22 protein-coding genes and 1 pseudogene are annotated in these 24,195 nt (G+C 72.0%); 11 read left to right on the top strand and 12 right to left on the bottom strand.

Going from position 1 to position 24,195, the window contains the following annotated elements; translation table 11 throughout:
* Positions 1 to 227: 227 nt before the first annotated feature.
* On the top strand, positions 228 to 1,127 hold the full coding sequence (locus OG852_RS04200) for a DUF1918 domain-containing protein (RefSeq protein WP_133916147.1): 900 nt from the start codon (positions 228 to 230) through the stop codon (positions 1,125 to 1,127).
* Positions 1,128 to 1,186: 59 nt separating this feature from the next.
* On the opposite strand, the gene OG852_RS04195 is transcribed toward OG852_RS04200, so the two are convergent.
* From OG852_RS04195 to OG852_RS04150, 10 genes are read right to left on the bottom strand one after another with little or no spacing between them, the layout of a single operon-like run.
* A complete protein-coding gene (locus tag OG852_RS04195) occupies positions 1,187 to 2,644 on the bottom strand; it encodes a xylulokinase (RefSeq protein WP_133916146.1) in 1,458 nt (485 codons plus the stop codon).
* Between the two features lie 6 nt (positions 2,645 to 2,650).
* On the bottom strand, positions 2,651 to 3,364 hold the full coding sequence (locus OG852_RS04190) for a GntR family transcriptional regulator (protein ID WP_133916145.1): 714 nt from the start codon (positions 3,362 to 3,364) through the stop codon (positions 2,651 to 2,653).
* Positions 3,365 to 3,419: 55 nt separating this feature from the next.
* On the bottom strand, positions 3,420 to 4,469 hold the full coding sequence (locus OG852_RS04185; RefSeq protein ID WP_133916144.1) for a MaoC family dehydratase: 1,050 nt from the start codon (positions 4,467 to 4,469) through the stop codon (positions 3,420 to 3,422).
* Positions 4,466 to 5,224, bottom strand: coding sequence for a cyclase family protein (locus tag OG852_RS04180; RefSeq protein ID WP_133916143.1), 759 nt, complete (start codon positions 5,222 to 5,224; stop codon positions 4,466 to 4,468). The genes OG852_RS04185 and OG852_RS04180 overlap by 4 nt, the downstream gene beginning before the upstream one ends.
* A gap of 30 nt (positions 5,225 to 5,254) precedes the next feature.
* Positions 5,255 to 6,271, bottom strand: a complete 1,017-nt coding sequence (locus tag OG852_RS04175) for an ABC transporter permease (protein ID WP_133916142.1) — start codon at positions 6,269 to 6,271, stop codon at positions 5,255 to 5,257.
* Complete coding sequence (locus tag OG852_RS04170) at positions 6,271 to 7,839, bottom strand: ATP-binding cassette domain-containing protein (protein WP_133916141.1); 1,569 nt, start codon at positions 7,837 to 7,839, stop codon at positions 6,271 to 6,273. The genes OG852_RS04175 and OG852_RS04170 overlap by 1 nt, the downstream gene beginning before the upstream one ends.
* A gap of 6 nt (positions 7,840 to 7,845) precedes the next feature.
* Positions 7,846 to 9,027 (bottom strand): sugar ABC transporter substrate-binding protein, encoded by a 1,182-nt coding sequence (locus tag OG852_RS04165; protein ID WP_133916140.1) that lies wholly within the window; start codon positions 9,025 to 9,027, stop codon positions 7,846 to 7,848.
* Between the two features lie 27 nt (positions 9,028 to 9,054).
* Positions 9,055 to 9,933, bottom strand: a complete 879-nt coding sequence (locus tag OG852_RS04160) for a cyclase family protein (RefSeq protein ID WP_330347114.1) — start codon at positions 9,931 to 9,933, stop codon at positions 9,055 to 9,057.
* Positions 9,934 to 11,154: a CaiB/BaiF CoA transferase family protein gene (locus tag OG852_RS04155; RefSeq protein WP_133916139.1), complete on the bottom strand. Its 1,221-nt coding sequence runs from the start codon at positions 11,152 to 11,154 to the stop codon at positions 9,934 to 9,936.
* Positions 11,155 to 11,156: 2 nt separating this feature from the next.
* Positions 11,157 to 12,866 (bottom strand): thiamine pyrophosphate-binding protein, encoded by a 1,710-nt coding sequence (locus OG852_RS04150; protein WP_330347113.1) that lies wholly within the window; start codon positions 12,864 to 12,866, stop codon positions 11,157 to 11,159.
* A 210-nt stretch (positions 12,867 to 13,076) separates the two neighbouring features.
* On the opposite strand from OG852_RS04150, the gene OG852_RS04145 reads away from it, so the two are divergent.
* From OG852_RS04145 to ykgO, 6 genes are all read left to right on the top strand, one after another.
* Positions 13,077 to 15,230: an alpha-galactosidase gene (locus tag OG852_RS04145; RefSeq protein WP_330347112.1), complete on the top strand. Its 2,154-nt coding sequence runs from the start codon at positions 13,077 to 13,079 to the stop codon at positions 15,228 to 15,230.
* A 342-nt stretch (positions 15,231 to 15,572) separates the two neighbouring features.
* Positions 15,573 to 15,899: a hypothetical protein gene (locus OG852_RS04140; protein WP_330347111.1), complete on the top strand. Its 327-nt coding sequence runs from the start codon at positions 15,573 to 15,575 to the stop codon at positions 15,897 to 15,899.
* Positions 15,900 to 15,912: 13 nt separating this feature from the next.
* On the top strand, positions 15,913 to 16,191 hold the full coding sequence (locus tag OG852_RS04135) for a hypothetical protein (RefSeq protein WP_208117302.1): 279 nt from the start codon (positions 15,913 to 15,915) through the stop codon (positions 16,189 to 16,191).
* 49 nt (positions 16,192 to 16,240) lie between these two features.
* On the top strand, positions 16,241 to 16,405 hold the full coding sequence (gene rpmG / locus OG852_RS04130) for a 50S ribosomal protein L33 (RefSeq protein ID WP_133916138.1): 165 nt from the start codon (positions 16,241 to 16,243) through the stop codon (positions 16,403 to 16,405).
* 43 nt (positions 16,406 to 16,448) lie between these two features.
* Complete coding sequence (locus OG852_RS04125) at positions 16,449 to 16,712, top strand: type B 50S ribosomal protein L31 (RefSeq protein ID WP_330347110.1); 264 nt, start codon at positions 16,449 to 16,451, stop codon at positions 16,710 to 16,712.
* A gap of 37 nt (positions 16,713 to 16,749) precedes the next feature.
* Entirely contained in the window at positions 16,750 to 16,872 is a 123-nt protein-coding gene (ykgO, locus tag OG852_RS04120; protein WP_133916136.1) for a type B 50S ribosomal protein L36, read from the top strand.
* 247 nt (positions 16,873 to 17,119) lie between these two features.
* Here the strand turns inward: ykgO and OG852_RS04115 are convergent, their stop codons facing one another.
* The gene (locus OG852_RS04115; protein WP_330347109.1) at positions 17,120 to 17,836 is read right to left on the bottom strand and encodes a TetR/AcrR family transcriptional regulator; all 717 of its coding nucleotides are present in this window, start codon (positions 17,834 to 17,836) and stop codon (positions 17,120 to 17,122) included.
* Positions 17,837 to 18,024: 188 nt separating this feature from the next.
* Here OG852_RS04115 and OG852_RS04110 point away from each other — a divergent pair.
* The 4 genes and pseudogenes from OG852_RS04110 (at position 18,025) to OG852_RS04095 (ending at position 22,899) form a co-directional block, all read left to right on the top strand.
* Positions 18,025 to 19,537, top strand: a pseudogene (locus OG852_RS04110) (APC family permease).
* Between the two features lie 34 nt (positions 19,538 to 19,571).
* Positions 19,572 to 21,239 carry an amidohydrolase gene (locus OG852_RS04105; RefSeq protein WP_330347108.1) on the top strand — a complete coding sequence of 556 codons (1,668 nt, stop codon included), beginning with the start codon at positions 19,572 to 19,574 and terminating at the stop codon, positions 21,237 to 21,239.
* 185 nt (positions 21,240 to 21,424) lie between these two features.
* Positions 21,425 to 21,907: a MarR family winged helix-turn-helix transcriptional regulator gene (locus OG852_RS04100; RefSeq protein WP_133916133.1), complete on the top strand. Its 483-nt coding sequence runs from the start codon at positions 21,425 to 21,427 to the stop codon at positions 21,905 to 21,907.
* A gap of 113 nt (positions 21,908 to 22,020) precedes the next feature.
* Positions 22,021 to 22,899 (top strand): dioxygenase family protein, encoded by an 879-nt coding sequence (locus OG852_RS04095; protein WP_133916132.1) that lies wholly within the window; start codon positions 22,021 to 22,023, stop codon positions 22,897 to 22,899.
* An 813-nt stretch (positions 22,900 to 23,712) separates the two neighbouring features.
* Here the strand turns inward: OG852_RS04095 and OG852_RS04090 are convergent.
* The gene (locus OG852_RS04090) at positions 23,713 to 24,192 is read right to left on the bottom strand and encodes an Asp23/Gls24 family envelope stress response protein (RefSeq protein ID WP_133916131.1); all 480 of its coding nucleotides are present in this window, start codon (positions 24,190 to 24,192) and stop codon (positions 23,713 to 23,715) included.
* Between the last annotated feature and the right edge of the window lie 3 nt (positions 24,193 to 24,195).

Below are 24,195 nucleotides of genomic sequence, written 5' to 3'. Positions count from 1 at the left end.
GCCTCCGTCTCGTACGAAGCTGGAGATGACGGTGAACGACGGTGAACGAGTCCGGTGGAGTGCGGGGCCAGGACCTCGCCGACATGCCGCGGGCGGCGCGTTCTCTCATCCGAGGAGTACCGCAATCCCCTGCGCGCCGCATCTCAGCACCGCTTCCGGGGACGCCGCCTCCGCGCGGTGCGGCGGAGCCCCGGGAGGCGGTTCACCGCGAGGGAAAGGCGGCCATCATGCGAGCTCATCTGGGCGACCAACTCGTCATCGACAGCACGAAGTCCGGCACCGCCCGGCGCGACGGCGAGATCGTGGGACTCCACCACACGGACGGAACGCCGCCGTACGACGTGCGCTGGTCGGACACGGACGAGGTGACACTGGTGTTCCCCGGGCCCGACGCGCACATCCACCCTCTCGAACACCGCGGGCCACCGTCGCAGGACGAGGCGGAGGCTCCTCCCGTGGAGGGCCCGTCGGCCGGCGCGTCCCACGCGGGCGACCTCGGCCGGCGCGTGGCCGTCGAACGCCGCAGGCAAGGACTCGGCCGGGAGGAGACGGCCCGGCGGGCCCGGATGTCGCCCGACTACCTGGCGTATCTGGAGGAGCACCCCGCCGACCCGAGTGTGGCCGCTCTCATCCGGCTGGCGGACGCCCTCGGCACCACCACCGCCGCTCTGCTCGGCGGGGGAGCCGACCTGCCGCCCGGTCAGGGCCACGCGCTGGTGCACCCCCGGCTGCGGGACCTCGGGGAGGAGGAATGCCGCAGCCTGCTGTCCACCCACGGTGTCGGCCGCGTCGCGGTCTCCGCCTCCGACGGCCGCCCGGCGGTCGTCCCGGTCAACTACGAGGTCGTCGACGACACCATCGCCTTCCGGACCGCCCCCGACTCGCTGCCCGCGGCGGCCGTCGGAACGGAGGTCGCCTTCGAGGTCGACCGCGTGGACGACGCCCTGGGCCAGGGCTGGAGCGTGCTCGCCGTCGGTTTCGCGAGCGTCGTCACCGCACCCGACGCCGTGCGCAGACTGAGCGAGCGGGCCCACACCACCCCCTGGTCGGGGGGTGAACGCGAGATGTGGGTGTCGATCCGACCCACGAGCCTCACCGGCCGCAGGATCACGCCGGCCGATCGGTAGGCGGCCCGCGGCGACGCGGACGCACCCGTTTTGGTGCGGGCCCGCCCACGAGCGACCTCTCAGCTCATGCAGCCCATGGCCCCCAGCCATTCCCGGTAGAGCCGTTCGTAGGATGCGGCGATCGCGTCCCGAGGGGTGTACCGGTGCAGCCGCGGTGCCGTGTGGGCCTGGGCCGTCGGCAGGTCCGGCTCCAGTCCGGCGGCCACGAGGGCGAGGAGGGCGGCGCCGTGCAGGGTGGCGTCCGCCTCGGTGGCGGCGAGTACCGGCCGGCCCAGGACGTCGGCCCGCAGTTGGGCCAGCGCCGGTGAACGCGACGGCCCCCCGGTCAGGACGACGGCGCTGTCGTGGGCGAGGTCGGCCATGAGGGTGTCCACGGCTTGGCGTACGACGTAGGAGGCGGCTTCCTGGGCGGCGTGCAGGACATGGGCGGGTGTGTGGTGTTCGCCCAGGCCCCAGAGCCTGCCCCGCTCGTTCGGGTTCCAGCCGGGGAAGCGGCTGCCGGTGAGCAGGGGGGACAGGGACAGCCCGTCGCTGCCGGGCGGGAGGGCGCGCAGCGTGGGCTCGAGCCGTCGTAGAGCGGTCGCGGGGTCGCCGAGTCCCAGGAGGCGGACCCAGTGGGCCAGTGCTCCGCCGGTCATCCCCGTCGCGCCGCCGCAGGTCCACAGATCGGGGGTGAGGTAGGGGTTGAGGACCGCTGCGGCGGGACGTTCGTCGGGGGAGGCGATCACGCGGGTCAGCACATCGGTCGTGCCGGCGACGTCCACGACGGCGCCGACCGCACCGCCGGCCACGGCGGCGGCTCCGACCGTACCGTCGGGACCTCCCGCGGCCACCGGCAGGCCGGCCGGGAGACCGGTCGCCTCGGCGGCCGGTGGGGTGACCGCACCGACGATGTCGGTCGCGGCGTGCTGCGGAGGGAAGTGCCGGGTCCCCTTGCCCGTGACGGCGAGGAGCGCCGGGTCCCAGGCCCGCCGGGTGACATCGCTGCCCAGGGTGTACGCCGCGCTGGTCGGGTCGGTGGCGGCCGCGCCGGTGAGACGCAGCACCAGGAAGTCCTTGGGGGCGAGCACCCAGCGGGTCCGCTCGTGCAGTACGGGCTCCTCCTCCCTCAGCCGGCACAGCAGGGGCACCGCGCCCCCCGTCACGGCGGGGCGCCCGGTCACCCGCAGGGCGTCGGCCGGGTCGGGCCATCCGTGCGCGAGCTCGTGGACGCCCCGGGAGTCGGCCCAGCCGCCTGCCCTGCCCAGCGGGCGGCCCCGCTCGTCGACCGGGACCTGGCCCACGTGTCCCGCGATGGCCAGGCACCGCACGTCCGCGCGGGGGCCCTCGGCGGAGAGCCGGCGCAGGACGTCGCAGAGCCCCTCCCACAGGAGTTCGGCGTCGAAGGTCTCGGCGCCTTCGTCGGGGCCGCGCCCGCTGCGGGCCTCCACCAGCCGCCGCCCGCCACGGGTGACCAGGGCGGCCCGGACGGCCGAGGTGCCGATGTCGACGGCACACACGACAGCGCCGCTCGTCATCGTCCGTCACCTCTCGAGCCTGATGAACAGGGGGAATTCGGGGCGGGTCCAGCTCTGCGCGAACTCCACCGGCCCGTCCCCGTCGCTGTGGGTGAGCCGGGTGATGGCGATCAGCGGGGCGCCGGGGTGCACCTGGAGCAGGGCGGCCTGTTCGGAGCTGGCCGCGGCCGCCGACACCTCCTGCTCGGCCCAGGTCAGCCTGATCCCGAAACGGTCGGCCAGGGTCCGGTAGAGGGAGCCGCCGAGCAGCTCCTCCTGGGCGAGTGCGGGAGCCAGCGCGTAGGGGATCCAGGAGTCCTGGATCGCGGCCGGCCGGTCCTCGACGAGGCGCACCCGCAGCACCCGGATGACCTTCTGCCGGGGCTTGATGCCGAGCCGGTCGGTGACCTGCTCGGGCGGCTCGGCGACCTGTTGGGCATGGACGCGGGTGGCGATGGCGGTGTCGTCGCGGCCGATCTCCTCGCTGAAGGGGCCGAGGGCGTGGACCTTGCGGGGGGTGGTGGGACGGTCGGACACGAAGGTGCCGGCGCCGCGGCGCCGGACCAGTCGCCGTTCGTCGGTGAGACGGCCCACCGCCTGACGCACCGTCATCCTGCTCACGCCGTAGTGGTCCGCGATCTCTCCCTCGGACGGCAGCCGGTCACCGGGCTTGAGGGTGCCTCGGGAGATCTGCCGGTCGAGGTCGCGGTAGATCACCTCGTACATGGGCACGCGCACCATGCGGTCTCTCCTTCATCGGATGTACCGGATACGACTCATGTGTCGGATCTGCCGGTTATGCGGAGTCCGTGAACGGCAGAATGCCACGGACGGGCCGGTCGCTGGGCACTTCCCCGTGGGCCCAGCCGACGGCTGCCAGACTCCCGTCACCTCGCCGCACCCACACGTCCAGACCGATGCGCGTCCGATCACCGTCACGCCGCACCTCCCGTACCGCGCCCGCCGCCTCGACACGGTCGAAGGCGCTCACCGGCCGCAGGAACTTCACCCGCAGCCAGCCGGTGGTGAACCACTCGACGCCGAACGCACGGGTGAGCAACTCGGCCAGGTAGCACACGAGTTGCTGCCCCTGGACGATCGGTACGGCCAGGCCCCCGGCGCGCGCAGTGGCGAGGTCGTTGTGGATGTTGGTGACGAACTCGCCGGTCCGGGAGAACACCGCCATCTGCTCGAACGTGATTTCCTTGGGCAGCGGCTCCAGCCCCGCTCCGGGTGTCGCGGCTCCGCCCAGGCTTTCGACGAGCGGCAGCGCGGCGTCGTACACGTCGCTGACCCGGCGACCGGAACCGCGGCCCGCCGAGCCGCGGCCGGCCACCTCTCCCGGCGTGGTCCGCATGATCTCCACGCCCCGGTGACGGACCAGCGTGCGCCCGTCCTCGTCCCGGGCGTCGGCCTCCATCACGACGTAGCCCTGCCCCCGGCGCTCGTACTTCTCCACATAGCGGCCGGCGAGCCGTACCCGCTGCCCGAGCAGGACGGGCCGGTCGAACCACAGCTCCTCCTCCGTGTGCAGCCCCACCACCTGACTGGCGGCGAATCTCAGGGTGAAGAGCTGGAGCAGGTCGTTGGCGAGCAGTCCGGCGTGGCCGATGCGCGGGCCGTCGGGACCGGCGCGCAGGAACCAGTCACCGTGGTCGTCCTGGGAGAACGCGAACCGCTTGATCTTCAGATCGTCCACCAGCAGGTCGACCGGGCCGAAGTCCTCGGGGACGACGATGCCGTCGAAGACCGGCGGCCTCAGGCCCGCTTCGAGGTCCTCCTCCCGGGCCGCGCGGGAGGGATCGGTGAGGTTCCGGCCCAGGACCGCCGTCTTGTGCGTGGTCATGCCCGTGCTCCGTCCAGGACGGCCACCGCGCGCAGCGGTGAGCCGGTGCCGTGCGCGATGCGCAGCGGGAACGCGAGGAAGAAGCACAGCGGCGGCAGCAGGTCGAGATGGGCGAGGTTCTCGATGATGAGCACCCCCGCGGTCAGCAGGACGAAGTGCGCCGGCAACTCGCCGCGCCCGCCGTCGCCGCTGTCGAGGCTGACGCAGTCGGTGCCCACCGCCCGCACGTCCCGCTCGCGCAGCAGTTCGGCCGTCTCGCGCGCGATGCCCGGCCACTCCCGCAGATGGGCGAAACCCGCCTCGTGCAGCCCCCAACGGGTGGCACCCCATTGGAAGTTCATCAGGACGACGTCCCCGGCGAGCAGCGGTCCGTGGTGCGCCTCCCAGTCGAGCAGGGGCCCGGGGCCGACCATCTCGTCGGGTGCGGGCGGCGGATCCGGGGTGACGGTCGCACAGCGGCCGGTGAGCGCGGTGAGGGGAAGCTCCTCGACGCCGACGCCGGCGTGCGGTCCCTCGACGGGGAAGTGGCAGGGGCTGTCGACATGGGTGCCGGTGTGCTCACCGAGCACGAGTTGGTTCATCCGGGCGACGTCACCCATCGACAGCCATCGGTTCTGGAAGTACTTGGCGTGCGTGGGATAGGTGGGCATGCCTTCTTCCAGGGTGCGGCTGAGGTCCACCAGCCGGGCGCCGGCGAACAACTCGTCCAGCACCCGGGCGGTCGTGGGGGTCCGTCCCGTCGACTGTGTCCGCATACGGTCCTCCTCGTGGCCGGTCGGACCGGGTCATCCCGTCCGTACCTGGCGGGTCTCCTGCCGCGCGACCAGGACGGCGATGATCAGCACGCTTCCGTTGAAGATGGGCTGCACCCAGAACGGCACGCCCAGCAGGCTCAGTCCGTTGAAGCCGATGGCCAGCAGGATGATCGCGACCAGGGCGCCCAGGACGTTGTAGTAGCCGGGCCGGTAGGTGGCCACCCCGAGGAACGCCGCGGCGTAGGCGGGCAGCAGCAGTTCGGGACCGTAGCCCGGGTTGGCCGAACCGGCCTGCGCGAGGGCGAAGTTGGCCGCGATGCCCACGATCAGCCCCGCGGCCGCGAAGGCGGTCATCCGCATGCGGTTGGTGCGGACCCCGGCGAGGTAGGCGACACGCTCGGAGCCGCCGATGGCGTACCAGAAGCGGCCCTGCGGGGTGTGCTCCAGGATGTAGAAGAGGATCAGGGCGAGCAGCAGGGTCAGCCACACCGCGAGCGACAGGCCCAGGAAGTCGTCGGACGCGAGCGACGTCAGCGAGGAGGGGATGTTCTCGAAGATGACCTTGCCGTTGCTGATGCCCTGCGTGCCGCCGCTGAGCAGGATGCCGACGCCGAGGGTCGCGATGAAGGAACTGATCTTGAAGTACACCGTCAGCAACCCGTTGACGAGCCCCACGAGCAGTCCGACGACCGGGCCCGCGGCCATGATGAGCACCGGATTGGAGGTGTGCTGGGCCACGACGGCCTCGAGCATCACCAGGAACCCGATGAGGTAGCCGACGGACAGGTCGAACTCCCCGATGATCAGCGGCATCAGGACGGCAAGGGTCATGGTCGCCGTGACGGCCTGCACGAGCGCCACGTTCTGCAGGTTGGCGGCTGTCAGGAAGCGGTCGGAGGCGAGGCTGAAGGCGACGACGAGCAGGGCGAGCAGCACGAGGGTCTCGTAGCCGCTCACCCAGGAGAGCACCCGGCCGGGGGACAGGCGCTCCCGTGGGGTGGGGGCCGACGCCGGTGCGTCGACGTGGGACATGGTCTTGTCGGTCATCACATGGCCTTCGTCATGAGGTTCTCGGCGGTCATGGTGCGAGCGGAGATCTCCTCGGTGACGCGCCCGTCGCGCAGCACCAGGACCCGGTCGCACAAACCCGCCATCTGCTCCGGTTCGGTGGAGGTCATCAGGACGGCGATGCCCCCGGCTCCGGCGTCACGGATGGCGTCGAACATCACCTCGCGGGCGGCGGGGTCCACACCGTAGGTGGGGTCGGCGAGGACCAGGACGCGTGGACGCATGCGCAGCAGCCGGCCCAGGATGACCTTCTGCTGGTTGCCGCCGGACAGCCGGCCGAAGACGGTCGCCGGCTCGGTGGGCCGCACATCGAGGTAGGAGATGACCCGCCGGACCGCCGTACGCACCTGGGCCCGCCGGTGCCAGAACCTGCGGGCCTCGGGCAGGATCACGTTCTCGGTGACCGGCAGGGTGGGGAAGCCGCCCTCGCGGAGCCGGTCCGCGGGCAGCAGCACCACACCGTGGCGGATGGCCACCCGCGGCGCCAGCACGCGGGGCAACCGATGGCCGGCGACCTCGATGGTGCCGCCTCGGCGCTGTTCGGCCCCGGTGAGCAGGCGGGGCAGTTCCTCCAGTCCGCTGCCGCGCACCCCGACGACACCGACGATCTCACCCCGTGCGACGGCGAGGTCGAGCCCGTCGACGTCCTGCCCGCGCAGGTCCCGCACCCGGAGCACCGGGCCGGTCGCGGACCGCTGCGGCGGTGCGGCGTCGCGCCCGCCGGCCTCGCGCTCCCACAGGGCCGTGATGCCCGTCGCGCGCACGGCGGGTCCGGTGCGCCGCGCGCCGTTCGTCGCGTGGGCCGCGGTGGACGCGGGGGCGGTGCCCCGCATGACCCGTACGATGTCGGAACGCTCCACCTTGCTCACCGGTCCCTCGATCACGAGGTGGCCGGCGTCGAGGACGCTGACCCGGTCCGCGTACGCCAGTTCGGCCAGCCGGTGGGTGACGGCGAGGACCGGCAGACCGCGGTCGGCGATGCCGCGGACGTGCCGCAGGAACGGCTCGGCCTCGGCCTCCGGCAGGGCCGCGGTGGCCTCGTCGAGAACCAGCAGCCGCAGATTCTCGCCCGCGGTGCGCACGGCGAGCTCGACGGTCAGCATCGCCCGCTCGGCACCGCTGAGGCGCCCGGCCAGTTCCCGGCTGCGCCGCTCGATGGACAGGTCGTCGAGCAGCCGTTGGGTGTCGGCGCGCAGTCGGCGCCAGGCGATCCGGCCGAGCGCGCCGCGCGGGTAACCGGCGAACAGCGCCACGTTCTCGGCGATCGACAGCCGGTCCACCAGCGGGGCCTCCTGGTGCACCACCCGCACCCCGGCGGCCGCCGCGGCGGCCGGACTCCATCCGGCGGTGACGTCCCGGTCGTCGATCAGGATCCGCCCGGCGTCGGGGACGTACACCCCCGTCATGGTGCGCACCAGGGTGGACTTGCCGCTGCCGTTCGCGCCCAGCAGGGCGTGGATCTCACCGTCCTCGACGGACAGGGAGACCGCGCGCAGTGCCGCGAAGGTCCCGAACCGCTTGGTCACGCCGTGCAGGGCAGCAGTCATCGGAGGTCACTTCCACAGTGCGTCGAAGTCGCCCGGGTAGTCGAAGGAGGCGTGCCAGTCGGAGCCGGCCTCGGGCACGTTGGTCTTGTCCAGCACGACGTACGGCAGGTTCTCGCCGTGCGGCTGCGCCAGCGGCTTCTTGGTCAGCAGCCGCGAGGTCTGGTCGAGCATCGCGTACCCCATGTACAGGTTGTCGTAGGCCGCGTCGGCGACCTGGACCTGTCCCTTGCGCACGAAGTTCAGGTTCTCCTGGCTGCCGAGCACGCTGATCAGGCGGACCTTGTTGCCGAGGCCGGCCTGTGCGATCGCGGGCACGACCGCAGCCGCTGCCGGGTCGTACGGGATGAACACGTAATCCACGTCCGGGTTCGAACGCAGATAGCTGACGACCGACTGCGGCAGCACCTGGGCCACCTGGTTGCCGGTGAAGTACCGCAGCGGCTGCACCGTGCAGTCGTCGCACTTGTCCAGCCCGGCCAGCAGGCCCTTCTGCAGGGCCAGCACGGACGGGAACTCCTTGTCGGAGTAGACGACGATGTTGGCCTTGCCCTCGGAGTCGGCCCGTACCCATTCCGCGGCCTTCTGCCCGAGCGCCGCGTAGTCGGGGGCCACGTCGAACGCGTAACCGAGCTTGCCCGACGGCGGTTTCACGGGCGGGTTCGGGGTGTCCAGACCGTTGGATCCGGCGCCCACCGGGACGTCCGCCCGCTGCGCCGCCCTCAGCCCGTCCTGCACCGCGTTGGGGTCGATGGCGATGTTCAGGATGATGTCGGCGCCCCAGGACAGGGCGTTGAGCATCTGGGCGTTCTGCTTGTCGGGGGTGCCCCCGCCGTCGAAGACCCTGACCTGCCAGCCGAGCTTCTTCGCCGCCTGCTCGGCACCCGTGGCGGGTGACACACAGCCGCTCAGGATGCTCAGACAGGTGATGGCGGCGACCTTCAGGTTCTTCGGAGGGGTGACCGACGCGGTCGGCCCCTGGAAGGTCGACGGTGATTCGGTGGTCGCCGAGCGGTGCAGGTCGTCCCACTGGTCGGCGGGCAGACCGCGTACGGCGGCGGCGTTGCGGGCGTCGGAGCCGTCACCGGAGGAGTTGTGGGCGCCGGCGCACGCGGTGCCGACGGCGAGGACCGCGGCGACCGGAAGAGCCAGGAGGGAGCGGCGAGCGCGTTGTCCGCGTGTTGTGTACATGGTGTCTCCTGCGACGGACAGGGCGGATCAGGCGAGGGCGACGGGCCGCACGGGCGAGCCGGTCGCTCCGGTGATGGGAAGCGGAAGGCAGAGCAGCAGGAACTCGTGGACCGCGGCGGCGGCGAGTTCCTCGAGGTGGACCCATTCCATGAGGGGGATACCGAGGTCGCGGATCAGCAGACGATGGACCGGCTGGGGTTCGCCGTCGACGCCGGACGGCTGGACCTCGACGGCCGCGGTGTCGCCGCCGACGGCCGCCGGTCCGCTCCGCGCCAACAACCGGGCGCCCTCGAGATCGAGCCCGGCGCCCTGGACGGCGGTCATCGCCCGGGTGTCCGGCCAGTGCTTCATGGTCCCGGTGCGCAGCAGGACGACATCGCCCTCACGGAGCCGCACCTTCTGTCGTGCCAGAGCCAGGGAGATCAGCTCGGCGTCCACGGGCTGGTGGGGTTCGAGCGTCTCGCGGCCCAGCGCACCGGGCGCGTCCACGAGGACGCCCCTGCACACCAACGGCGGCAGCGTCGACGCGTCATGGGTGAGGGGGCCGTAGTCGCCGAGGTGGTCGCGCGCGGAGTAGCCCCCGTACCACTCGTCGTTCTCACCGGACGTGATGTGCGCCAGCGCGTCGATGTGCGTCCCTGAGTGGGCGCAGAACGAGAGGATCTCGGAGATGAAGCCGAACCGGGAGGCGTTGTCCCGGAGGAACTCCAGTTCGCCGCGGGCGCCCTGGGCGCGTTCCCCTGCCGGCGTCCTGAAGGTGAGGACCTGGAACGGCGGATGACCGGGGGCCAGGGGCATGCCCGGCCACCACCCGGAGGACAGGTCGAAGACCCGGCCCTCACCCGCCAGGGCCAGCGCGGAGGGGTCCACGCGAAGGCCGGTGCGGCGGTGCGCGGTGACGGTCACTCAGATCACCCCCAGCGACTTCAGTCGGGCGATCTCCTGCGCGGACCGGCCCAGCAGCCGTCCGTAGACGTGGTCGTTGTCCTCGCCCACCAGGGGTGGCGCCTTGCGCACCGAGCCGGGAGAGGCGTCCAGTTTGATGGGGATGCCGGGCAGACGCAGCGCGCCCAGGACGGGATGCTCGACGTCGAGCATCATCTCCCGCGCCTTGATCTGCTCGGATTCGACCACCTCGGGGATCTCGCTGACCTTCCCGAACGGGACGCCGGCCGTCTCCAGGACCTCCGCGATCTCGTCGCAGGGACGGCTCTTGGTCCAGGCGGCGACGGCGTCCTCCAGCTCCTCGATGTGCGCCATACGGCCCGGCACCGAGGAGAACCTCTCGTTCTCGGCGAGGTCCTGGCGTCCGATCGCCCGGCACAGCCGGGGGAAGAGCGGGTCGGTCCCGGCATGGATGTAGACATAGCCGTCGGCGGTGGGGAAGACGTTGGCCGGGCCGGTGAGCAGATCGCGCGAACCGTTGCGCCGCGGATGCTCGCCCAGCATGGCGTAGGCACTGGGCCGGGTGCCCAGGGAGGCGAACAGCGCGTCCAGGGACGCCACGTCGACATGCTGGCCCTGCCCGGTGCGCTCCCGGTGGAGCAGAGCGAGCATCGCCCCCATGGCGCCGTGGAATCCGGCGATGTGGTCGGCGAGGTACGTACCGGTCAGGGTGGGCTCGCCGTCCGGGGGGCCGGTGAGGCTCATCAGCCCGGACGTCGCCTGGGCGACGGCGTCGAACAGGGCGCGGCGCGCCAGCGGCCCGGTCTGTCCGAAGCCGGAGATGGACACCAGGATGATCCCTGGACGGATCTCCTCCAGCCGCCGGTAGGGCAGGCCCATCGCCTCCATGGTCCCGGGACGGTAGTTCTCCACCACGATGTCGCTGCGCCGTACGAGGTCCTCCAGCAGCGCCCGCGCCTCGGCGTGCCGGGTGTCGAGCGTGGCCCCGTACTTGTTGCGGTTGTAGACCATCGTGTAGACGCTGTGCCGTCGGTGGAACGGCGCGTGCTTGCGGGCGTCCTCGCCGCTGGGCCGTTCCACCTTGATCACCTCGGCGCCCATGTCGCCGAGGATCTGGCAGCACAGGGGGCCGGCGATGAACCGCGACAGATCCAGTACGCGGAAGCCCTCCAGCGCTCCGGGAGTGCCGGTGCCGGTGGCGGGTCCGGTGGCGGCGGTCATGATCAGCCCTCCTCCGGTTCGTAGGGGCGGAAGGCGGGATACGTCCAGGCGTTGACGCCGCGGTCGATGGGGACGTCGAAGAGGGCGGGCGAGGAGCCTTCGAGGGTGTCCGCGACCCGCTTGCAGAGCTCGTCCAGGCTGCCGGTCCGCTCGGCCGGCAGGCCCATGCCACGGGCGACGCGGGCGTAGTCGGACGGCCCGAAGTCCACCCCGATGGTGCGGTTGTCGTAGTGGACGATCTGTTCCTGGCGGATGTTGCCGTAGCCGGTGTCGTCGAGGACGACGACCGCGACCGGGCCGCCGACGCGCACCAGCGTCTCCAGCTCGGCCAGACTCATACCGAGCGAACCGTCACCGACCAGGACCAGCACGGGTCGTCGGGGCTCGGCCACCACGGCCGCGACGGCGGCGGGGACGGCGAAGCCCATGTTCCCGAACCCCACCGGCTTGATGTAGCTGCCCGGCCGGCGGATCTGCCACAGGTACGACCACACCCCCGGGTTCCCGGCGTCCGGCACGAGCAGCGTCTCGTCGGGGGCGGCGTCCCGCAGCCGCCGTACGACCTCCGCCGGTGACGGTCCGTCCCCTCCCTCGGCCGCTTCGGAGCCCTCCGACTCCCGCCACCACAGCTCTTCGGCCCGCTGCAGCTCGGCCGTCCAGGAGGTGCGCCGCGCCGAGAGCGCCTCGGCCCGGTCGGCCAGCAGAGCGCGGAGTTCCTCCAGCGTGGCCCGGGCGTCCGCCACGACACCGGTCGTCCTACGGCCGTAGTAGCGGCCCAGCATCGCCGGATCGACGTCGATCTGGATCACATGCGGCAGGTCCATGCGCCACCGGCCGGTCGAGACGGCGTTCAGACTGTTGCCCACGGCCAGCACCAGATCGGCGTCGGCCATGACCCGGCTGGACAGCCGTGTGCCCATCCGGCTCAGGGCTCCGAAGACGAGGGGATGCGTGGTCGGCACGGTGCCGATGCCGTTGAACGTCGTGATCACCGGTATCCGCAGGGACTCGGCCAGCGCCAGAGCGGCCTCGCCCGCGCCGGAACGGTTGCAGCCGTTGCCGAGCCACAGCACCGGCCGCTCGGCCTGCGCGAGCCGCGCGGCGACCTCGGCCAGCGCGCGGACGTCGGCGCGGGGACGCTGGACCACCCATCGGCACATCGGGTGCTCGCCCGCGGGGACGACCGCGTCCCCGTCGGCCACCGGCCCCTCGATGGTGTCGCGGGCGAGGTCCAGATGGGCGGGCCCGGGGTTGCCGGACATCGCGTTCAGATACGCCTCTTCCACCGCCTGACCCAGTGCGCCCGGGTGCGCGACCAGTCGGCTGTACTTGGTCAGCGGGCGGAAGAGCTCCACGTGGTCGGCGTTCTGGGCGTCGTCGCGGTGGATGTTCTCACCGGCGTTGTTGCAGGTCAGTACCAGCACCGGGCTGGAGTCCCGCAGGGCTCCGCCGATACCGGTGAGCAGGTTGGTGGCACCCGGACCGGTCGTCGCCAGGCAGACCCCGGGCGTCCCGGTCAGGCGACCGTAGGCGTCCGCCATGACGGCGGCCGCGTTCTCGTGCCGGGCGGTGACGAACCCGATCGTCGGGGAGGCGAGGATCGCGTCCGTGACGGCGAGCGTCTGACCACCGGGCACGCCGAAGATGGTGCGGACGCCCAGACTCTCCAGCATCCGTACGACCAGCTCTCCGCCGGTGACTGAGCGAGACATGCACTGTGCCTTCGTTTTTGCGCCAAATGTCCTGAATAAATCTAGATGTCTAGATGTTTCCATTCGCGCGGTTTCGAAACGTGGATGTCAGGAGGAATTTCGGCGGGCCGGTCGGCGGGCGGTGAACCGTGTGCCCCTGCGGCGGGGTCACGAGGTGAGGTGTCCGCCGGACCGGGGTAGTGATCACAACCCCACCGAAGGGAAACCGCGTTGACCCCTGCCGTCGAAGCCGCCGAGAGATCGCTCCTCTGGTCCCACGAGGCCCTGGGACTGCGGGCCGTCGTGGACGCCGCCGGTGCGGTACGACTCGGAGCGCCCGGCCAGGAGGGGGACCGTCTGCTCCCCCTGGTCGAGGTCACCGCCACCGGACACGGCCGCACCTGGTCGGGGGAACGTTTCATCGACACGGCGATCGGCGGCCGCCTGACCTACCGCGGCCACGAGACGGCCCGGGACGGGGACTGGCGGTGCACGACGATCCGGCTCTCGGACCCCAGGACCGGCCTCGCCGCCGAGGTGAGTCTGCGGACCCGCCCCGGCGCCCGCTTCCTCCGCTCCCGGGTGCGTCTGGTCAACGAGGGAGCCGCCCCGCTGCGCGTCGAGAGCGTGTCGAGCCTGACGCTCGGCGGTGTCGCCGAGGGCGCTCTCGGCGGCCTGACCCTCCACTGGGCGGACAACGACTGGCTCGCCGAATGCCGTTGGCGGCAGGCATCCTTCCGCGAGCAGGTCGTCGCCCTGAACCGGTCCGCCCACGGCCACGAGGGGCGCGGCTGCTTCGAGCGCCACTCGCAGGGAAGCTGGTCCACGGGACGGCATCTGCCGATCGCCGCGCTCACCGATCCCACCGGGCGCGCCTGGCTCTGGCAGATCGAGTCCGGCGCGGGCTGGCGCTACGAGACGGGCGAGCGGGAAGGCGCCGCGTACGTCGCTCTGTTCGGACCCGACGACGCCCACCACCAATGGCGTACGACCCTTGAGCCCGGCGAGGAGTTCACCACCGTTCCCGCCGTCCTCGTCGGCGTCGGGACCGGCGGCCTGGACGCCGCGTTCGGTGAACTCACCGCCTACCGCAGACGCATTCGCCGCCCGCACCGGGACCACACGGCCCTCCCGGTGATCTACAACGACTACATGAACACGCTGATGGGCGACCCCACCACCGACAAGCTCAGGCCGCTCGTCACGGCGGCGGCGGCCGCCGGTGCCGAGGTGTTCGTCATCGACGCCGGCTGGTACGACGACGACGCTGAGGGCTGGTGGGACGCGGTGGGCGCCTGGGAGGCCTCGGGCAGCCGCTTCCCCGGCGGCATCCACGAGGTGCTGGACGCCATCCGGGAGCACGGGATGACACCGGGCCTGTGGCTGGAGCCGGAAGTGGTCGGCGTCCGCAGCCCCTTGGCCCGGACCCTGCCGCCCGAGGCGTTCTTCCGTCGGGGCGGGGTCCGTGTCTCCGAACACGGCCGCCACCACCTGGACCTGCGTCACCCCGCGGCCAGGGCCCACCTCGACCGGGTCGTGGACCGGATCGTGGGGGAGTGGGGCGTGGGCTATCTCAAGCTCGACTACAACATCAACATCGGTCCCGGCACGGAATGCGGCACGGAGAGCGCCGGCGCCGGACTGCTCGGGCACCACCGCGCCTACCTCGACTGGCTCGGCTCCCTCCTCGACCGGCACCCCGGGCTCGTCCTGGAGAACTGCGCCTCGGGTGGCCTGCGCATGGACTACGCCCAACTCGCCGTCACCCAGCTCCAGTCCACCAGCGACCAGCAGGACCCCCTGCGCTGTCCGCCGATCGCGGCCGCGGCCGCCACGGCGGTCGCCCCCGAGCAGGCCGCCGTCTGGGCCTACCCCCAGCCGCACTTCAGCACGGACGAGATCGCCTTCTCGGTCACCGGCGCGATGACCGGCCGTGTCCACCTCTCCGGGTTCCTCGATCGCATGAGCCCCGAGCAGTTCGAACTCGTCCGCACGGGCATCTCCGTCTACAAGGCGATCCGTTCGGAGATCGCGACGGGCCTGCCGTTCTGGCCGCTGGGGTTGCCCTCGTGGGAGGACGGCTGGATCGCGTACGGCCGCCGCGGCACCACCGCCACCTGGCTCGTCCTGTGGCGCCGGGCTGCGGCCGGCGACGCCCCGGGCGGCGGGCAGCGGCACGGAACCGACGACCGGGCCCGCACACTGACGATCCCCCACCTGCGCGGCACCCCTCTGCGTCCCGAGGTGCTGTACCCGGCCTCCGCCGAGGCCGAGACGGACTGGTCGCCCACCGACGGGCAGCTCACCGTCAGCCTGCCCCGACCCGACACCGCCGTGCTTCTCCGCCTCGGGCCGGACGCGTCGGAGTACGACCGAGAGGCATGAGGGGCGGGGGAGGCGGCCGCCCGCAGCCGGGAAGCGGTCCGGCGGACGCGCGCCCCGTCCGGAAGCGCCGTGGGAGGTCGGCGCGCATCGGGTGTCAGATTTCCACATGGTTCGTCGTCTGCGTATCCAAGAACGACTCCGCCCTGACCATGGCTTTGAGCGTGTCAGCCCGGCCGGTACAGGGGGCCGGGTGACGGAATCCGGAAAGGACGACACGTGATGAGCTCGGTGGAGCGCACTCGACCGACCTACGCCTTCGACGCCTAGTGCGGCTGGTGCTACGGCTTCGGCCCGGCCCTGCGCGAGTTCGCCGCCGCCAACGCGGACCGGATCGAGCTGCGGGTGCTGTCCGGCGGCCTGTTCACCGGCCCGCGCGCGTTGCCGGTGTCGGCCTACCCGCACATCCCGGGTGCCAACGAGCGCATCGCGCACCTGACCGGCGTGAGCTTCGGCGACGGCTACCGTGCCGCGCTGGCGGACGGCGCCGTCGTGATGGACTCCGCCGATGCCGTCGAGGTCCGCCGTCTGGGCGTCGACTCCTATCCGGCGCTACTGGTGCACACCGCACACGGCACCGACCGCCTCCGCCGACGTGCTCACCCGCGCCCTCGACCGGCACCTGACCGCCACCACGGCCGCCTGAAACCACACCCCCCGCAACCACCCTGAAAGGCGGTACCCCATGCCGTCCAGCCTGACGTACGCCGTCCACACCGCCGGCGACACCGGCCTGCACAAGTCGTCCGTCCTGGTCACCGGCGAGCACGAAGCCCTGCTGGTGGACGGTCGGTTCACCCTGGCCGAACAGCACCGGGTCCTGGCGGACGTCATCGACAGCGGCAAGGAACTCACCACGGTCGTGGTCACCACCGCCGACCCCGACTACTACCTCGGCCTGGAAGTGATGGCGGTATCGCCGAAGCGGGAATGCGGGTCGGGGGTCCGGCGTTACACCGCATGACTGACATGCCCGGGACAATCGCCGGGTGTGGAGGTGAAGGGAGAAGACCATGGCGCGCACCACCGCACGTCCCGTCGTGAAGCTGAGGTCCACGGCCGGAACCGGCGCCACCTATGTGACACGCAAGAACCGACTCAACGACCCCGACCGGCTCGTCCTGCGCAAGTACGACCCGGTCGCCGGGAAGCACGTCCTCTTCCGCGAGGAACGCTGAACCAGTCGCCGCCCCGCTGGACGGCGACGAGAAGGAAAACCCCATGAAGCACGGTATTCATCCCGAGACCAGGCCGGTCGTCTTCCGCGACCGCGCCGCGGGCACGGCCCTGCTGATCCCCTCGACCGTCCGGTCGACCCGGACGATCGAGTGGGAGGACGGCAACGCCTACCCGCTGATCGACGTCGAGACCTCGTCGGCGAGTCACCCGTTCTACACGCGCACCGCACGTGTCACGGACACCGCGGGCAGGGTGGCTCGCTTCGAGCGGCGCTACGGCCGCTCCACGGCCAGGCCTCGCGGCTGACCGGGGCCCGGCCCCCGAGGCGGAGAAGGAGACAGTCATGAAGGTACGCAAGTCCCTGCGCTCACTGAAGGCCCAGCCCGGGGCGCAGGTGGTGCGCCGCCGGGGCGTGATCTTCGTCATCAACAAGAAGAACCCCCGCAACAAGGCCCGCCAAGGCTGAGCGCCGCGACCTGAGCCGCATCCAGGCCCGGCCCCGCACCCCGGGGCCGGGCCGCCGTCATGCCGCGCCGGCCCGTCCGGGCGCCGCCTGGGCATCGACAGGACCCCGAGGCGCTCGCCGAACAGCTCCATCTCACCTCGGGCCACGCCGCACACCCCGATGCCGGGCCGCGCTCGGCGACGACCCGGCCCACGCGCCGTACCCCGGACTCGCGCAGCGCCCCTCGATGTGTCGTCGAGCCGGCCCGTCAAGGCCGGCGGCCGTCTCCCCGCCCGGTGGCCGGCGCGCGGGCCACCAGTGCTTCCAGCAGGAGTTCCACCGCCGTCTCGAAGGAGCTGTCCGCCATCCCGGGCAGCTCGGGGCGTACGGCGGTGAGGGCCGGGTACGCCTCCGGGGCCAGGTCCTGGTAGACGTCCCGCCATCCCCGCTGATCGGCCTCGCGCTGCTGGCGGGGGAGTGCCTGGAACGCCGCGTCCGTGGCCGCGTGGCTGAGGACGGTGTCGATGAAGGCCAGGTAGAGCCGCACGGCGGCGGCCGGCTCGAAGCCCGCCGACAGCAGCAGGCCGATCCCCGTCTCCACCGCCTGGATCTCGCTGGTGCGCCGGGTCACCCGGTGCGCCGCCATGGCGGCCGCCCGGGGATGGGCGAGATAGCCTGCCCGGACCCGCCGGGCCATCTCGCGCAGCGAGGCCACCCAGTCGTCCCCGGGGACGAACCCCGCCATCGCGTCGCCGATGATCCGGTCGGCGACCGCGAGCACCAGGTCGTCGGTGTCGTGGAAGTAGCGGTAGAACGCGGTCGGGTCGCACCCCAGCGCCGCGCCGAGCCGGCGCACGCTCAGCGCCGCGGGGCCGTGTTCGCCGATCAGCCGCAGGGCGGTCTCCACGATCAGGTCCTCCGACAGCAGGACCCCGGAGCGGGTGGGCCGCCGGCGTCGGCGTTCCTGCGGGACACGAGTGGACATGACCGGGTTCCTCTCACTCCACGTCGGCGAGCACATTCGAAGCACGGGCGCGGCGCATTCGAAGCACGCTCAGTGAACGGTCCCCGACAGCCTTACGTCAACAGGGTTGACCCAATGCGGACGCCGGCTGTTCCATCGCATTCCCACACGGCTCACCCCAGACCTCTCTCCTTCTCCGAGGAGCCCTCATGTCATCCGCGCCGCCCCCGCCCCACCCGCCCGCCGGACCGGGCCCCGCCCTGCGCCGTTCCCTCGGCGTCGTCGACGGTGTCGCCATCGCCGCCTCCAGCACCGCGGCCACCACCAGCATCGCCATCGGCATGGGCACCATCGCCTCCGTCGTGGGCCTCCAGGCCCCGGCGCTCCTGCTGCTGGCGTTCCTGCCCGTGCTCGGCATCGCCCTCGCCTACGCCCGCCTGAACCGCTCGGAACCGAACATGGGCAACGGCTACGTCTGGGTCGGCAAGTCCCTGGGCCCGTGGCCCGGTTTCCTGACCGGATGGGTGACCCTGGTCGGCTCGATCATCTTCTGCGCCTACACCAGCGCGATCATGGGCTCGGTGGTGCTGGTCTTCGCCAACAAGGCCGGCCTGCACACCCTCGCCGGCATCGGCCTCGACCCGACGTCCACCGGGGTCACCACCGCCGTCGGGCTGGTGATCCTCCTCGGCCTCACCGTCCTGGCCGTCACCGGGGTGCGGGGCGCCACCCGGTTCCTTCGCCCTGCTGGTCTTCGAGTACGCCGTGCTGCTGGGCTTCTGCGGCTGGGCCCTGGTCACCGGGGACCACGCCTTCTCCCTCTCCTGGTTCAACCCCTTCGAGATCTCCAGCGGCAAGACCTTCGCCCAGGGCCTGGTCCTCGCGGTGTTCTTCTTCTGGGGCTGGGACGCGGCCTTCGCCGTCAACGAGGAGACGAAGAGCCCCGGTGACGCGGCCCGGGGCGGCCTCATCGCCCTCTTCGCCATGCTCGGCCTGTTCCTCTTCGCCTCGGTCTCCTTCCAGCGGGAGATGAGCTGGGGCGAACTCGTCCACAACGGCCCCCAGGCCCTGCCCTACCTCGGGGAGAAGCTGGCCTCCGAGCCCTGGGCCACCCTGCCCCTGGTCGCGCTGATGTTCTCCGCCGTCGCCTCCGTGCAGGCCACCCTGATCCCCACGGCACGCGGCCTGTACGCCATGGGCCGCGACCGCACCATGGGCCGGCTGTGGACCCGGATCCACCCCCGCTACGGCACCCCCGCCGCCGGCACGGTCGTCGTGATGTCCATCGCCGCCGTGATCGCCCTGCTCGCCGTCGCCATCCCCAGGCTCAGCGACATGCTGCTGGCCGCCGTCAACGCCATCGGCCTGATCGTCGCCCTCTACTACGGCCTCACCGCACTCGCCGCCGCCGTGCGCTTCCGCTCCGCCCTGCGCGAAGGAGCACGCGAGGCGCTGCTCGCCGTCGCCGTGCCCGCCGTGTCCGGCCTGACGCTGCTGGGCCTCGGCGGCTACCTCGGCTACTCGTATCTGACCATGAGCGATCACTTCGCCCTGACCCCGGACAACGGCTGGTTCATGTTCTCGCTGCCCACCGTGATCGTGCTGACCGGCCTCGGGATGGCGGCCGTGGCCAAGTACGTCCGGCACTCGCCGTACTTCACGACGGGGGAGGGCACCGACGCCGATTCCCTCACCCTCCCCATGGACCGCACGACGGTCTGATCCCCCGCCCATCCTCTCCATGGAGTTCACCCCCATGTCGCATCACCGGGTCACGGAGCCGGCCGATCTCGTCCTCACGGGCGGCCCCGTGCACACCGTCGATCCCGCCCGCAGCCGAGCCACGAGCGTGGCGGTGCGCGGCGGGCGGATCGTCGCCGTCGGCCACGACGAGGTGCACGAGTTGATCGGCCCGCGCACCGAGGTCGTGGACCTCGCCGGAAGGCTGCTGCTGCCCGGTTTCCAGGACGCCCATGTCCACCCGCAGGGCGCCGGCCTGGAACTCGGCCTGTGTCATCTGGCCGACATCGTCGACCCCGCCGGATATCTGCGGCGGATCCGCGAGTACGCCGACCACAACCCGGACGTCGAGTGGATCACCGGCGGCGGCTGGTCCCTGGAGGCGTTTCCCGGAGGTTCTCCCACCGCCGCCGCTCTCGACGCGATCGTGCCGGACCGTCCGGTCTTCCTGCCCAACCGCGACCACCACGGCGCCTGGGTCAACAGCCGAGCGCTGGAGCGCGCCGGCATCGACGCCCGTACCCCCGATCCCGCCGACGGCCGGATCGAGCGCGACGCCGACGGCAACCCCACCGGCATGCTCCAGGAGGGCGCCGTCCATCTCGTGGGCCGGCTGGTGCCGGACCCCACTGCCGAGGAACAACTGGCCGCCCTGCTGCGGGCCCAGGCCGTGCTGCACGCGAACGGGGTCACCGCCTGGCAGGACGCGATCGTCGGCGCGTACGCCAACATGACCGATCCTGCGCCCGCCTACCGAGAGGCCCAGCAACGGGGTCTCCTCACCGCCCGGGTGGTCGGCGCGCTGTGGTGGGACCGGGAGCGCGGCGCCGAGCAGATCCCCGAACTCGTGGCCCGGCGGGAGCAGTTGAGCGTCGGCCGGTTCCGCGCGGGCACGGTGAAGATCATGCAGGACGGCATCGCCGAGAACCACACCGCCGCCCTGCTCGACCCCTATCTGACCGGGTGCGGCTGTGCCTCGGACAACAGCGGTATCAGCTTCGTCGCGCCGCAGGAGCTGAGGAAGTACGTCACCGAGCTCGACGCCTCCGGCTTCCAGGTCCACTTCCACGCGCTCGGCGACCGGGCCGTGCGCGAGGCGCTGGACGCCGTCGAGGCCGCGCGTGCCGCCAACGGCTGGCGCGACACCCGCCACCACCTGGCGCATCTGCAGATCGTCCATCCGGACGACGTACCCCGGTTCGGCGCCCTGGGCGCCGGCGCCAACCTGCAGATGCTGTGGGCCGCGCACGAACCGCAGATGGACGAACTGACCCTGCCGTTCCTCGGCGCCGAACGCGGCACACGGCAGTACCCCTTCGCCGACCTGCTGCGCGCGGGAGCGACCATGGCCGCCGGCAGCGACTGGCCCGTGAGCAGCCCCGACCCTTTCCAGGCGATCCATGTCGCCGTCAACCGGACCGCACCGGACGCCCCCGAGGGCACCCCGGTCTTCGTCCCGGAGCAGCGCCTCGACCTGGGCGCGGCCATCGCCGCGTACACGGCCGGCAGCGCCCATGTGAACCACCTCGACGACATCACCGGCAGTATCGCCGTGGGCAAGTCGGCCGATCTGGTCGTCCTCGACCGTGACCCGTTCGCCCACCCACCCGGGGAGATCGCCGCCACCCGCGTCCTGCAGACCTTCGTCGAAGGCCGCCGTGTCCACGCGGCCGACGACGCCTGAGCCGTTCAAGCACGTCGTACTCGGCGCGTTCGTAGCCCAACCAGGGGAACGACTCGGTGAAGGAGCCGCGCCCCCATCGACGCCGGTCTCCTCCGCGAGGGCGGCCTCGTCGACGATTCGGTGAGCGCGACTTCCCGTCTGTCATCGTTGTCCAATGACTTGATGCTTCAAGTTATGCTCGTCGTATGAGCGCTGATGAGCCCCACTGGCTCGACGACGAGGAGCAGGACACCTGGAGGGCGTTGGCCGGGCTGCTCATCCAGCTTCCGGGCGCGCTGGACGCCCAGCTCCAGCGTGACGCCGGGATCAGTCACTTCGAGTACCAGGTGCTCGCGGGGCTCTCCATGACGCCGGAGCGCACGCTGCGGATGAGCGTGCTGGCCCAATTCGCCGTCGCCTCGCTCTCCCGGCTGTCCCACACCGTCAAGCGGCTGGAGAAGCAGGGGTGGGTGCGCCGTACCCCCGATCCCGACGACGGCCGTTACACCCTGGCCACCCTCACCGACGCCGGCTGGGACAAGGTCGTCGCCACCGCCCCGGGCCATGTCGCCGAGGTGCGCCGCCTGGTCTTCGACCCGCTCACCAAGGCTCAGCAGAAGCAGGTGCGGGAGGCGGGACGCCGTATCAACACCACCATCAGCCCCGAGGGATTCTGCCCGGGTGGCTGACGGACACCGACGGCGCCCGGCCCGGCGTACGACCGGTGATCGGCGACTCCGACTCCGACTCCGGCCGCGTCCGGCGACCCCGACCCCCTCCCTCCCCACCGGAAAGGCACCCCGTGCGATCCATCCTCGACCCCGAGACACCCGGCGGCGCCTATGACGCCTTCCTGACCGGGGCGCTGCCCCGGGCCCGCGCGCAGCGGGCATGGACGCCGGCCGACGGTCCGCTTCCCGCTCTCTACCTCAGCCACGGCGCACCCCCGCTCTTCGACGACGGCCCCTGGCTGCGGCAGCTGTTCGACTGGGCGCAGTCCCTGCCGAAGCCCACGGCGATCCTGATCGTCTCCGCGCACTGGGAGGACGCCCCGCTCGCCGTCTCCGCCTCAGCCGCGGGCACCCCGCTGGTCTACGACTTCGGCGGCTTCCATCCGCGCTACTACCGGATGCGGTACGACACCCCCGACGCGACCGCGCTCGCCCACCGTGTCGCGGCGACCATGCCCGACGGTGTACCTCTCCACCAGCACACCCGCCGCGGCCTGGACCACGGGGCCTGGGTGCCGCTCATGGCGATGTACCCCCTCGGTGACATCCCCGTCCTGCAGATGTCCATGCCCTCCCACGACCCCGGGCGTCTCATGGACATGGGGCGGCGTCTCACCTCGCTGCGCGAGGAGGGCGTCCTCGTCATCGGCTCGGGCTTCATGACCCACGGGCTGCCCTTCGTCACCCGGGAGATGTTCGAAGGCGCCGTCCCCGCCTGGTCGTCCGACTTCGACGCCTGGGCCGCCGACGCCCTCGCGCGCGGTGACGTCGACGAACTCGCCGCCTACGCCACCCGTGCGCCGGGCATGCCCTTCGCGCACCCCACCCCCGACCACTTCCTGCCGATCTTCATCACCCTCGGCAGCGCCGACAACGCCGAACAGCCCGCCCGCACGGCCATCGACGGTTTCATGATGGGCTTCGCCAAGCGCTCCTTCGCGCTCGCCTGACACCGGCGCGGCCCTTCTTCGCCGACGGGTCGCGGCGAGGAGCCGGTCGGCCCGGACGCGGTCGGACGACGAACGGCCGCGCGTCGGCGCGCGCCACGGCGTAGGCGATCGGATTGGTGCCTGGCACCTTGGTGGCCGACCCCCGAGCGATGCCCGCGTTCATGGAACAGGTGAGCGCGACCGCCGGGGCGGGCAGGAGCGTGCACCTGCTCGCATACGGTGCGACGGGCGCCCCCGACCGGCCGGGCACCGCCGGGCGCTGGCACCACGCGCCCAGCTCGGAGACGTGGACCGAGGAGGCCCACCGCCTCCTCGCCACGTCGCACAGTCGCCCAGGCGTCGAGTTCGCTTGCGCTGTCCCACACCCGGGGTCCGTCGTCCTACCCCACGGTGACGACGAGGGAGCCGCCGTGTCCGTCCGAGTCCTGGCAGACGCCGCGTACCCGGCCGTGCCGCCGAGCAGACCGGCGAGGTCGTGGCCGAGGACGTGGAGCGTGCGCCGGTGGACGGGTCCCGGACCAGGGTGCCTGGCCCGTCCCCGCCGGCGACGACGAGGATGCGCCCGTCCACGTCCGCCCGGCGTCCCGTCGGGCCGACGCGAGGAGCGCCCGGTCGCCGTCGGGGACCTCGCACAGGGTCCACACGAAACCGTCGTGCCCCGTCAGGTCACCCACATGTTCCCGCGACGCGAGGTCCCACAGCCCGACCGAACCGTCGGCCCGCCCTGCCGCGAGCAGGTACCCCGGACCCAGGAAGGGGTCTCGAAGAACGCCATGTCTTCGCGGGCGGCGGGGCAGCAGAGGTGCCCGGGGGCTATCTCACGCGGTCTTCCTCCGGCTTCGATTCCTCCTCGTCGGGGAGGTGGACGTCGTTCACGGCGATGTTCACCTCGACGACCTCCAGGCCCGTCATCCGTTCCACGGCGCCGATGACGTTGGTGCGCGCCTCACCGGTGACCTCGGCGATGGACGTGCCGTATTCGACGACGACGTCCAGGTCGACGGCTGCCTGGCGCTCGCCCACCTCGACCTTCACGCCGCTGGTGACGCTTCCGCCCGAGGTGCCGGGGACACGTTCCCGCACGGCGCCCACGGCACGTGCCATGCCGGCGCCCAGACGGTGGATGCCCGGTATCTCGCGGGTGGCCATGCCCGCGATCTTGGCCACGACGCCGTCCGCGATCCTCGTCCTGCCGCGTATCCCCGCCGGGGTGTCGGCCGCCGTACGGCCCTTGAGAGTGCCCCCGCCCGCATCCGGGCGGATGGGCGAGCCGATGCTGGTGGTGTCCGTCATGGT

It is taken from the genome of Streptomyces sp. NBC_00582 (genome assembly GCF_036345155.1).
Lineage (GTDB): Bacteria > Actinomycetota > Actinomycetes > Streptomycetales > Streptomycetaceae > Streptomyces.
Note: the sequence above shows the minus strand (reverse complement) of the source record. Positions and strands in the feature narration are given on the sequence as shown.